The 12,485-nt window shown below is 38.3% G+C and carries 10 protein-coding genes; all 10 read left to right on the forward strand.

The features are described from left to right. Positions 1 to 131 precede the first annotated feature (131 nt). Complete coding sequence (locus QBK89_RS01175; protein WP_481937819.1) at positions 132 to 1,751, forward strand: ATP-binding protein; 1,620 nt, start codon at positions 132 to 134, stop codon at positions 1,749 to 1,751. Positions 1,752 to 1,771: 20 nt separating this feature from the next. Continuing rightward, positions 1,772 to 2,449: a response regulator gene (locus QBK89_RS01180; protein WP_284139173.1), complete on the forward strand. Its 678-nt coding sequence runs from the start codon at positions 1,772 to 1,774 to the stop codon at positions 2,447 to 2,449. 187 nt (positions 2,450 to 2,636) lie between these two features. After that, positions 2,637 to 3,644 (forward strand): tripartite tricarboxylate transporter substrate binding protein, encoded by a 1,008-nt coding sequence (locus QBK89_RS01185; protein ID WP_284139174.1) that lies wholly within the window; start codon positions 2,637 to 2,639, stop codon positions 3,642 to 3,644. Positions 3,645 to 3,767: 123 nt separating this feature from the next. Further along, positions 3,768 to 4,226, forward strand: coding sequence for a tripartite tricarboxylate transporter TctB family protein (locus QBK89_RS01190; protein ID WP_284139175.1), 459 nt, complete (start codon positions 3,768 to 3,770; stop codon positions 4,224 to 4,226). A 12-nt stretch (positions 4,227 to 4,238) separates the two neighbouring features. Continuing rightward, positions 4,239 to 5,735 carry a tripartite tricarboxylate transporter permease gene (locus tag QBK89_RS01195; protein WP_284139176.1) on the forward strand — a complete coding sequence of 499 codons (1,497 nt, stop codon included), beginning with the start codon at positions 4,239 to 4,241 and terminating at the stop codon, positions 5,733 to 5,735. A gap of 144 nt (positions 5,736 to 5,879) precedes the next feature. Continuing rightward, positions 5,880 to 6,833, forward strand: coding sequence for a threonine ammonia-lyase (locus tag QBK89_RS01200; protein WP_284139177.1), 954 nt, complete (start codon positions 5,880 to 5,882; stop codon positions 6,831 to 6,833). A 46-nt stretch (positions 6,834 to 6,879) separates the two neighbouring features. Then, positions 6,880 to 8,628 (forward strand): sensor histidine kinase, encoded by a 1,749-nt coding sequence (locus QBK89_RS01205; protein WP_284139178.1) that lies wholly within the window; start codon positions 6,880 to 6,882, stop codon positions 8,626 to 8,628. Then, a complete protein-coding gene (locus QBK89_RS01210; protein ID WP_284139179.1) occupies positions 8,621 to 9,352 on the forward strand; it encodes a LytR/AlgR family response regulator transcription factor in 732 nt (243 codons plus the stop codon). Before QBK89_RS01205 ends, QBK89_RS01210 begins: the two co-directional genes overlap by 8 nt. A 140-nt stretch (positions 9,353 to 9,492) precedes the next feature. Beyond that, positions 9,493 to 10,944 (forward strand): carbon starvation CstA family protein, encoded by a 1,452-nt coding sequence (locus QBK89_RS01215; RefSeq protein ID WP_284139180.1) that lies wholly within the window; start codon positions 9,493 to 9,495, stop codon positions 10,942 to 10,944. Between the two features lie 341 nt (positions 10,945 to 11,285). Continuing rightward, positions 11,286 to 12,485, forward strand: a complete 1,200-nt coding sequence (locus QBK89_RS01220; RefSeq protein ID WP_284139181.1) for a M20 metallopeptidase family protein — start codon at positions 11,286 to 11,288, stop codon at positions 12,483 to 12,485.

A 12,485-nucleotide genomic window follows, 5' to 3' on the forward strand; every position in this document is an offset into this window, starting at 1 on the left:
TTAGGAGCGTCCTCTTTTTAAATGGAATTAACTATTATCTTGTAAGGAAATAATGCTTTTCTGATTGAAGGGTCACTTTGTATTTTGATAAATTCGCTTTTATGATAAAGTTAATTGAAACGCTTACATAGATGGGGGAGGTTGATTTGAAGAGGGTAAAATTAAAAACAAAAATCCTCGTTTTAATTACAGGACTAATTGTAAGTATTACTGTATTACTAACAGCAATAAATGGATATTTTGAATGGAAGGAAACGGAGGAGCAAATTGGTCAACGTGCGTTACAAGCTGCCACAACAATGTCCTTCATGCCGACTGTGAGAAATGCATTTTCATCGGAGCAACCAGAGAAGATTATTCAGCCTATTGCGGAAAATTTTCGCGAAATAGTTGGTGCCGAGTTTGTTGTTGTTGGCAATACAGATAGTATACGATATGCACATCCTGATGTGAATAAACTTGGCAAGCGCATGATTGGTGGTGATAATGATCGTGCATTATTGAAGGGTGAATATTACACATCCAAGGCAGTTGGTAGCTTAGGCCCTTCCTTACGTGGAAAAGCACCTGTATTAGATAAAGATGGCGAAATTATCGGCATTATTTCTGTAGGGTTTTTAGTAGATGATATTCAATCGATTATTATGCAAAAGCTTTTAAAGGCGAGTGGCTTCTCCTTTATCGTTCTAGTATTCGGAATTATTGGTAGTGTTCTATTGGCTAATAATATTCGAAAAGACACATTTGGGTTAGAACCACATCAGATTGCCTCCTTGTACCGAGATCGGAATGCCATTTTAGCTTCAATTAAAGAAGGCATTATTGCGATTAATAAGGAAGGACAAATTACGATGATGAATGATTCGGCTAAAAACATGCTCGGGTTATCGAATGATCATGTCAATAAAAAAATAGAAGATGTATTTCCAAACACGAAAATGTATGCTGTTTTAAGTTCTGGTGGGACCGTTCATGATGATGAAATGGTTCTTAATAATCGTGAAGTAATTGTGAATCGAACTCCTATTTTTGGGAAGCGTGGAGAGGTTGCAGGTGTTGTTTCTAGCTTCCGTGATAAAACGGAAATTAATGAAATGCTAAATACATTATCAGAGGTGCGAGCATACTCCGAGGATCTTCGTGCACAAACACATGAGTATACAAATAAGCTCTATGTATTATCTGGACTTTTGCAACTCGGACATTATAATGAAGCAATTGATTTGATTCAAACGGAATCACAGCTGCATTTGCATCAGAACAAAGTACTACTTGGACAATTAAAGGACAGAACAGTGCAAGCAGTTTTGTTAGGTAAAATTGGAAAGGCATCGGAAAAGAAAATCAATTTACATATTGATGCGAACAGCTCACTTGAAGAACTGCCAAATCAATTTGATATGGGAAAGGTAATTACAATATTAGGTAACTTGCTTGATAATGCGATGGAAGCGGTAGAAAACAAGAGCGATAAGCATGTTACGTTTTTTGCAACAGATATGGGTGGAGATATTGTTTTTGAAATTGCAGATAATGGGGACGGCATTCCAAATGAAATGATGGAGCATATTTTTGATTTTGGATTTTCAACAAAAGCAGTGGATAATCGCGGCTTTGGTTTAGCGAATGTCAAAAAAATTATTCATGAGCTTGGCGGTCAAATTGAAGTTCATAATCAACCAAGTGGAGGGGCAGTGTTTTCTGTATTTATTCCGAAAGTATTGCAACGAACGCTTCAACAAGTTACTTGAGGAAAGGAGGAGAATAGCGTATGATTCATGTCATCATTGTGGAGGACGATTATCGGATCGCCAATATTCATGAAGAATTTTTAAACAAAATTGCTGGGGTAAAGGTAGTTGGCAAAGCACTTAATGGCCAACAAGCTTTACAATTAATAAAAGAAGAACCTGTTCAGCTCGTTATTCTTGATATTTATATGCCAGATATTCTCGGTTCTAAGCTTATTCAAGAAATTCGAGAAATCGATCTAAATGTTGATATTATCATGATTTCTGCAGCAACAGAAACAGAAATTGTAAGTGATGTCATTCGTACAGGTGTTTTCGATTATATTATTAAGCCTGTGAAGATGGAGCGATTTATTGAAACGATTGAAAAATATAAAAAGGTAAAAGAAAATCTAGAAGCAAGTAAGGATATTGATCAATCTTTTCTGGATGATTACTTTGGGGTGAAAAAACCGGGTATTGTGGATACACCAAAAGGAATTGACCCATTAACATTACAAAAAATTAAAGAAAATATGTACGAAACAGAAATAGGGATGACTGCAGAGGAGATGGGAACTCGTATCGGTGTATCACGAACAACCGCTCGCCGTTATTTAGAATATTTAATTTCAACTGGTGAAGTTATTGCAGAACTGGAGTATGGAATTGTTGGGAGACCTGAACGAAAATATCGTCCATACAAAAAGGATGCCTAAGAGAGTCATCGACCTTTGTCGGTGGTTTTTTTGAAATTTGTAATTACTCATGAACAAAATGAACAAAACGCCCGTTAAAATCTTTTTGCTATTTATTTTGAAAACGGTTACATAAACGAGATAATCCCTTATATTTTTATAAAGAATGCAATAACAACATTGCCATGATAATAAAGGGGGAATTAAGATGAAAAAGATTGCTGGCATATTTTTATTTGTTATTTTCATTGTTTTGGCAAGTGCTTGCTCGGATGATACGAGCTCTAGTGATAAGGATTCAAATAAGGAATGGAAGCCGGAAAAGCCAATTGAAATTGTAGCACCAGCGGGAGCAGGTGGAGGTTGGGATACAACCGCTCGTATGGCAGCTAAAGTATTTAATGAAGCAGGAATAATTGAAGAAGATATTGGTGTTGTTAATAAGGCAGGAGGCGGTGGAGCTGTAGGCTGGGCATATATTGCTGGTCAAAAAGAAAGTGCATACAATTTATTTGTATCATCTCCACCAATTATTTTAGTTCCGTTAAATGGACAGTCTGAGTATGGGCATGAGGACTTTACACCTCTAGCAAATATGATCGCTGATTATGGAGCATTTGCTGTACGGGAAGATGCTAAATGGGACAATTTAAATGATTTATTTGAAGATATGAAAAAAGACCCTGAAAGCATAACTGTTGTTGGTACATCTTCTCCTGGTTCAATGGACCATATTCAATTTGTAAAGATTGCCAAAGCAGCAGGGGTAGATGTGAAAAAAATTAAGTATGTAACAGATCCAGATGGGGTTGGATTAACACAGTTGTTAAATGGAAGTGTGGAAGTATTCTCGACTGGTGTTTCTGAAACAGTAGAGCAAGTGAAGGCTGGAAAGATTAAAGTGCTTGGTATTACTGCGGAAGAACGGTTAGAAGGAGAAACGCTTTCTGATTTTCCAACAGCGAAGGAGCAAGGAATTGACACTACTTTCGTAAACTGGCGTGGATTCTTTGGACCTGCAGACATGGATTCTGCAGCAGTAAAATATTATGAAGAGAAATTCAAAGAGCTTAGTGATTCCAAGGAATTTGCAGATGTGCGAAAGAAATATGGTTGGAATGAAATGTATATGAACAGCAGTGACTATAAACAATTTTTAGATGAACAAAAAGAAGATATCAAATCGTTGTTAGATGAACTAGGGCTCGGAAAATAAGCATACTTGCTTATGAATTAAATTGATTTTTCGATGTGGCAAGGCTGTCCTAACTGATTATATTGGTTGGGCAGCCATGCTTCTTTTTCAATTTGAATTATTTCAATGAAATGAGGTGAAAAGATGCTGAAATCAATCAATCAGAAAATAAGCATCGTATTGATTGTTGTGGCAGTGGGGTATTTGCTACTCGCTTTCCAGCTTCCTTCCTTTCCATATTCACCTGTTGATGCAGATGTATTACCGAAAGGCTTGGGCGTATTGCTAATCCTGTTAGCGATCGGGTTGTATTTTTCCAAGGATACAGAAACAGAAGCGGAAAAAGAGCAACGGAGAATTCCGAAAAAAGATATTGCTGCACTACTGGTTGTTTTTGTCTTTGTCTTTCTTTATATTTTTTGCTTGGAATGGCTTGGGTTTGTGTTATCTACGGCAATCTTTATATTCTTTTGTTCCTTGTATTTAGGCTATAAAAAACATATGACAAATGCACTTGTGGCAATTCTTTTCCCACTCTTTATGTATGTCACGTTTACGGAGCTACTAAAAATTTCATTGCCACAAGGGATATTGCCGTTTTAAGGGGGGAATAGGATGGGATCAATTGAAGGTGTTTTAACAGGCTTTCAGGTTGCATTTAGTATGGAAGGAATTTTATTTGTATTAATTGGTGTGTTTGTTGGAACGTTTATTGGAATGCTACCAGGTTTAGGCCCAATTAGTGCGATTGCGGTTATGATTCCAATTACATTTGGAATGGATCCAACCTTGGCATTAGTTATGATGGCGGGTGTTTATTATGGTGCTATATTCGGAGGCTCCACCTCTTCCATTTTATTAAATGCACCAGGTGTTTCTGGAACTGTAGCTACTGCATTTGATGGATACCCTATGGCCCAGCAGGGAAAGGCAGGGAAGGCATTAGCCATTGCCGCAATATCTTCTTTTGTTGGTGGTACGGTGAGTGTTATTTTACTAATGCTGCTAGCTCCTGCGCTATCTAGTGTGGCGATTGCTTTTGGACCACCCGCATATTTTGCGCTTATGTTTATGGGACTTACCGCGATAACGAGTCTTTCTGAAGGATCAACTGTAAAGGCGCTTATTTCAGCAGTAATTGGATTTATGGTAGCGACAATTGGGATTGATGCACAAACAGGCACACAGCGTTTTACCTTTGGAAATGCCAACCTATTAGAGGGAATTGATTTTCTAGTTATTGCCCTTGGCTTGTTCGCATTAGCGGAAGTTTGTACATTAATTATTAATCGAAAAGATTTATCCATAGACAATGCCCATAAGCTCGGAAGTTTACGTATTACGAAAAATGAATTAAAGGAAATGAGAGGGCCAATGACAAGGCAATCCTTCCTTGGGTTTCTGCTTGGTGTTTTACCTGGAGCAGGTGCGACAATCGCCTCTTTTATTGGCTATATTACAGAAAAGAAGATTTCGAAAAAACCAGAGGAATTTGGTAAAGGCTCTGTAAAAGGATTGGCAGCTCCTGAAACTGCTAATAATGCGGCTACAAGTGGTGCCTTTGTTCCATTATTAAGTCTTGGTATCCCAGGGTCTGGAACAACGGCAGTAATGCTAGGAGCGTTTCTTGTTTTAGGAGTTCAACCAGGTCCATTACTCATGACGGATCATCCGGAGATTTTCTGGGGAATTATTGCTAGTATGTATATTGGAAATGTATTTTTACTCGTTTTAAATTTGCCTTTAATCCCATACATTTCAAAAATTTTAAAAATTCCAAGACCATTGTTAATTTCACTCGTGATTATGTTTAGTGTTATTGGTGTGTATGCGATCAATTTTAATACTTTTGATTTATATTTACTTCTGCTGTTTGGGGTTATTGGATTTTTAATGCGGATTTTTCGTTTTCCTGCACCACCGTTTATTTTAGCCTTTATTCTCGGTGGTATGATGGAACAAGCGTTTAGACAATCCTTGACGATTTCAAATGGAAGTCTAGCGATTTTCATTCAGGAACCTATTGCTTTAAGCTTATTAATTGTAGGCTTTCTTTCTTTTATGTTTCCACTTGTGCGCTTGCTCCGAAATCGTAAGAAGGAACGCGTATAGCGTAAAAAATTAACTACGTGTCACAATAATAGAATAAATAAAAACTAGATTAGCGCTTTCATTCAATTTATAATGGAATATTGAATGGTAGCGCTTTAATTTTTAGTATAATAGAAAAATAATTTATTCGTTAGGGGTGGAGCAATGGGGAATCTTGGAGATATCCATAAGGCACGAGAACGAATTCAACCTTTCATTCATCAGACACCAATATTGCATTCAAGCCAGCTTTCAAAACGGTGTCAAAATAATATTTTTTTAAAAGCAGAGCATTTGCAAAAGACTGGCTCTTTTAAAATTCGTGGTGCAGCAAATAAAGTGATGCAAGAAGTAGCGAAAGGAACTACTTATGTGACTGCAGCTTCTTCTGGTAACCATGGACAGGCGGTCGCGTATGTGGCGCAAACGCTAGGTATTCCGTCAACGATAGTCGTACCGGAGGACGCAAATGTGAGCAAGGTAAAAGCAATTCAATCCTATCATGGGAACATTGTAGCTTGTGGGTTGACATCCGCTGAACGAATTCCAAAAGCAAAGGAATTAGCGATTGAAAAGCAAGGGGTGTATATTCCGCCGTATGATGATCCGTTAATTATTTTTGGTCAAGGAACGGTTGGCTTGGAAATTATCGAGCAAGTAAAGGATGCAGATATTGTAGTAGTACCTGTTGGGGGTGGAGGTTTAATAGCTGGTATATTAACCGCGATAAAAGAGACAAATCCGTCTATACAGGTGATTGGTGTAGAGCCTGAGGCGGCAAATGATACATATCTCTCTCTTAAAAATGGTCATATTACACAGATTTCACCGACTTCGACAATTGCAGATGGATTGCGGACAAGCCAGCCTGGAGATCTCACCTTTCCAATCTTACAAAACTATTTAGATGACTTAGTTTTAGTTAGTGAAGAGGAGATAAAGCAAGCACTTTTATTTGTAATGGAAAGGATGAAGCAATTAATTGAACCTTCGAGCGCAACAACCGTAGCTGCATGTTTATCTGAAAAACTACAAGTACTAAATAAACGAATTGTTTGTGTGATTTCTGGGGGGAATGTTGATGTTCACACAATTGAACCGATGTTAGCAGGCTTGTAACATATGCGGTCATAATAGAGAATCAAACTTTGTGGAGGTAATGGCGATGGTGGAGCTTTTTATTATTATGCTGGAACGAGTAGGAATTATTATTGCTGTTGCCTTCATCGTGACACGTCTCCGTTTTTTTCAAGAGATGGTGCATGGAGATAGGCTAAGTAGAGAAAAGGAAATTACTGCGATTTTGTTTTTTGGTATTTTTGGAATTGCAGGCACCTATTTAGGTGTTGCATTTGACACGAATGCGCTTCATTTTAATAGTGTGCAAGTAGCGCTAACATCTAATGAGGCAATTGCCAATTCTCGCGTAATTGGAGTGGTCATAGCTGGATTACTTGGTGGCTACCGTGTTGGTTTAGGAGCGGGATTAATTGCAGGGTTGCACCGTTTTACGCTCGGAGGCTTTACTGCTATCTCCTGTGGAACGGCTACCATCTTGTCGGGCATACTTGCCGCTTTGTTTCGGAAAAAGGGAAAGCAAATCAAGCTGCCAGCTGCTTTTGCAATTGGAGCATTAGCAGAAATGCTTCAAATGGGGATTATTTTACTTGGATCTAAGCCATTTGAAAAGGCGCTAACATTAGTAGAAGTGATTGGAATGCCAATGATTATAGCTAATGGTGTCGGTACAGCTATATTCCTATTAATTGTCCAAAGTGTCGTTAATGAAAAAGAAAAAGCAGATGCACAACAGGCAGAAAAAACGCTTCGCATTGCAGATCAAACGTTAGCCTATTTACGTAAAGGGATGAACACAACTTCTGCTCACGCAGTTTGTTCTATTTTATATGAGGAAATCGAAGCAAGTGCGGTTGCCATGACAAATCGGACACATATTTTAGCACATGTCGGCATTGCGAGTGATCACCATCAAGCGAACCATCCGATTCTAACGGATATTACCGAGGAAGTTATTCGAACGGGAAAACTTATCATTGCCAAGGAGACGACAATACATTGTAAAACAGAGAATTGTCCATTGGGTGCTGCAATTGTTGCTCCATTAAAGCAGCGGGACCAAACGGTTGGAACGATAAAGCTTTATTATCGTACCGACAAAGAGATTACAGATGTTAGCATTGAACTTGTCACGGGATTAAGTGCTTTGCTTGGTAATCAGCTTGAAATTGCTGCAGCAGATCGGGCATATCAATTAGCAAAGGAAGCAGAGATTGAGGCACTGCAGGCACAGATTAGTCCACACTTTTTATTTAATTCGTTAAATATTATTGTATCCCTTATTCGTACGAACCCAGATAAAGCGAGAGCCTTATTAGTTTCCCTTTCTTATTTTATTCGACAAAATCTAGCGGGAACGACTGCAAGATTGGTTTCGATAAGTCAGGAGCTAGCACATGTAAAGGCATATCTAAAAATAGAAGAAGCCCGTTTTGTTGATAAATTGAAGATTATTTATGATATTGATGAAGCGGTTCTAGGGTGGAATATTCCGCCACTTACATTACAGCCAATTGTAGAAAATGCGGTTAGACATGGAATAAAGGATATGGAAATGAATAGTGAGGTGACAATTTCTATGCAGATGGAGGATCAACATATTACGATTAAAGTAACGGACAACGGAAAAGGGATTGAACAAGAGAAAATCTCACGCATAGGAAAGGAACGCATGGATTCTAGTTCTACATCTGGAACAGGAATGGGATTATACAATGTGAACCGAAGACTTATTATGACGTATGGGGAAGAAGCTGCATTAATGATTAAGAGTCAACAGGCACAAGGAACAGCGATTACTTTTCGACTTCCTAAGAAGGTGCATATCCATGAATAAACGCATAAAAGCTTTTGTTGTTGATGATGAACGTTATGCACGAGAGGAGCTTATTTTCTTATTAGCGGCACATCCATCCATTCAAATTATCGGTGAGGCAGATACTGGAGAAGAAGCGATCATGAAAATAATGCAGCTGCAACCGGATGTTGTATTTCTTGATGTAGAAATGCCTAAAATGGATGGGCTTGAAGTTGCCCGATCATTATTGAATCTAAAGAGGGTGCCTTTTATCGTTTTTGCTACAGCATATCCGCAATTTGCAGCAGAAGCATTTCGCATAAATGCACTTGATTACTTATTAAAACCTTATGATCCTGCACAGCTAGAGCAATCTGTACAGCGTTTGGAAAATAAACTCATAACTGATGGAGGAAAAGAGACAGTAAGTACGGTAGGAAAGCTAGCCGTAGAAGCGGAGGGTGAAATAGCCTACTTAAGCTTAGTAGATATTTTGTATATTTATCGTGATGATAAGGTCACGAGAATCATTACGAAAAAAGGAAAGTATTCTATTAAAGCTACATTAAAGGAATTGGAAAGTCGATTAACGGCCTTTTCTTTTTTTCGGATTCATAAAAGCTATCTCGTGAACTTAACGTATATTTCCAAGCTAAGCCCCTGGTTTAATGGCGCGTATGAACTTGAACTTGATGGGTTGAAAACAAAGCTCCCAGTTAGTAGAAACTATGTGAAGGAGCTTCGAAATCGGTTAGAGCTTTAATGGAGTTAGATAATGCATGTTAGTAGTTTAATTGGGCATGTTATATTCTAATTTTTGCATGTTAGATTCGAATTCCGCTTCTTTTGAAAAGTTTCGATAAACTGAATGTATGCGCATACATTTTTGAAGGAGGCGTTTTCGTGTATACATTCTTATTTGGAATTGCTTTGTTAATAATCGGTTATTTCACCTATGGAAAATTTGTAGAAAAGACGTTTGGAGTAAAATCAGACAGGAAAACACCCGCATATACGCATCAGGATGGGGTAGATTATTTGCCAATGAATACTCCGAAAAATTCATTAATCCAATTATTAAATATTGCTGGTGTAGGTCCTATATTCGGCCCGATAATGGGGGCATTATATGGTCCGGTAGCTTTCTTGTGGATTGTGTTCGGTGCTATATTCGCAGGTGCGGTTCATGATTATTTAACCGGCATGATTTCGATTCGAAATCGTGGTGCACATTTACCAGAGCTTGCTGGGAAATTTTTAGGGAAGTTTATGAAGCATGTTGTCAATGCGTTTGCTATATTACTATTGTTACTAGTTGGAACAGTCTTTGTGACAGCTCCTGCTGAATTACTTCATAATTTAATGAATGGTTGGACGAGTCTAGGGGTTATAATCGCGGCAATATTTATTTATTATATTTTCGCAACCTTGCTGCCAATTGATAAGATTATTGGGCGCTTCTATCCTATTTTTGGCGCGTTATTGATTATAAGTGCTGTAGGAGTTGGAGTTGGAATGCTAGTTACAGGTGCGCCAATTCCTGAGTTATCCTTGCAAAATTTTCACCCTGATCAAGCACCAATCTTTCCGTTATTATTTTTAACGATATCATGTGGTGCGCTTTCCGGCTTCCATGCCACACAGACACCAATTATTTCAAGAACAACTAGAGGAGAGAAGGAAGGGCGAAAAATCTTTTATGGCATGATGATTGCAGAGGGAATTATTGCTATGATTTGGGCAGCAGCTGGAATGAGTCTTTTTGATGGCTATAATGGTTTAAATGACATTTTAGCTGCAGGCGGTCCAGCAGCAGTTGTGACGGAGGCTTCGACGTTAATGCTTGGAGCGGTTGGTGGAACACTCGCTGTATTAGGTGTTATTGTTCTTCCAATTACTTCAGGTGATACCGCATTTCGCAGTGCACGAATGATCATCGCTGATTATTTTAATTTTTCTCAGAAGAAAGTATTAAATAGATTGTGGATTGCGTTACCACTGTTTGTTCTTTCGATCGCATTAACTCAAATTGATTTTACACTGCTTTGGCGATATTTTTCTTGGGCAAATCAATCAACAGCGGTTATCGCATTGTTTGTCGGAGCAATGTATCTTTATATCGCTCGAAAAAACTATTGGATCGCCTTGATTCCTGGCGTATTCATGCTGATGGCAACGATGACTTATATTTTAAATGCAAGCATTGGCTTTGGCTTAGCATTAAATCTTTCATATATTGGGGCTGCAGTTATTTCAGTAGCCATCATTACGTTGTTTTTTTACGCTGCCAAAAAAGCACGTCAAGGAAATATTCCGTTAGAAGAGGACGTATCTACGTTTGAGAAAATAGCTTAAGCGCACATAAAACAATGTGAACGCATTGGATTTGAAAATAAGAAGTCAAATAGTGATATACTATTTGACTTCTTATTTATTGGAAAGAAGAAAATATAGTAGCTAGAGTTATATTAGTGCCGATTATATATCATACATTCTAGGTTATTTGTATAAATAAATATTTTTCCAATAAAATATTTATAATAAATTTTCCGAAATATCTGTACATGAAGCGGCAGCTTTTGTATAATTTTTATTAACGGTACATTAAAGGACATTTTCCGTTAATTGTAACTAGATATATTAATTATGATTTTTTGAATAGAGAAGATACTCGTAAAATGTTGTGGAGGTAACCTATGGTGATTTCGATAAAAGAACTTAAAGAGCATATTCGTCCGGATGTTATTGCGATGCGGCGGCATTTACACCAATATCCTGAATTAAGCAATAAAGAAGTAAATACATCACAGTTTATAAAGGAAAAATTAACTGCTTACGGCGTTTCATTTGAAGAAGGTTTTGCAGGAAATGGTGTGCTTGGGATTATAAAAGGAGCACAGCCAGGGAAAACAGTTGCTTTAAGGGCAGATATGGATGCGCTTCCAATCCAAGAAACGAATGAGCATGCCTTTGTATCTAAGGAGAAGGGAATTATGCATGCATGTGGTCATGATGCCCACACCGCAATGCTTCTAGGGACAGCATATATGCTCCAGCAGCTGCAGGCACATATTATTGGAACCGTGTTACTTATCTTCCAGCCAGCTGAGGAAGCAGCGCCAATCGGTGGGGCGTTACCAATGCTTGAGGATGGCTTATTCAAGCATTATAAACCAGATGTTATATATGGGCAGCATGTATGGCCTGATCTGCCTGTTGGATATGTTGGTATCCGTGACCGCGAAATGATGGGGGCATCAGATCGATTTAAACTTGTTGTCAAAGGAAATGGTAGTCATGCCAGCATGCCACATTATGCGAATGATGCCATCGTTATTGCTGGACATATTGTGACAAGCATCCAGTCAATTGTTAGTAGAAATGTTGATCCACTAGAGGCTGCTGTCGTAACAATCGGAATGATTCATGGTGGGTATGCGCCCAATGTCATTGCTGATGAGGTTGTATTAGAAGGAACTGTGCGTACTTATCGAGCAGAAGTAAAGCAGGAGGTAAAAAGGCGATTTCATCAAATTACAGAACAAATTGCACACGCACATGGAGGTAGCGTGGAGGTTGATTATCTTGATGGCTATCCAGCAACAATTAATACAGAGAAATTGGCTGCATTAGCAAGAAATACAGCAAGAAATTATTTTGGAGCGCATGCTGCCCCTGATGTAAACCCATCCTTAGCAGGCGAAGATTTTAGTCGGTTTTTAGAACAAATTCCTGGTGCATTTATTTGGCTGGGTACACAAATTGAAGATTACGAAAATCAAAAGCCACTCCATGATCCAGGATTTGAATTGAACGAGCGGGCATTAGCGGATGGTAGCACATTTATGGTACAGCTTGCAATAGATACGTTAAATGAATTAAAGCGAGATGAGTAA

It is taken from the genome of Virgibacillus sp. LDC-1 (genome assembly GCF_030137545.1).
Classification (GTDB): Bacteria; Bacillota; Bacilli; order Bacillales; family Amphibacillaceae; genus LDC-1.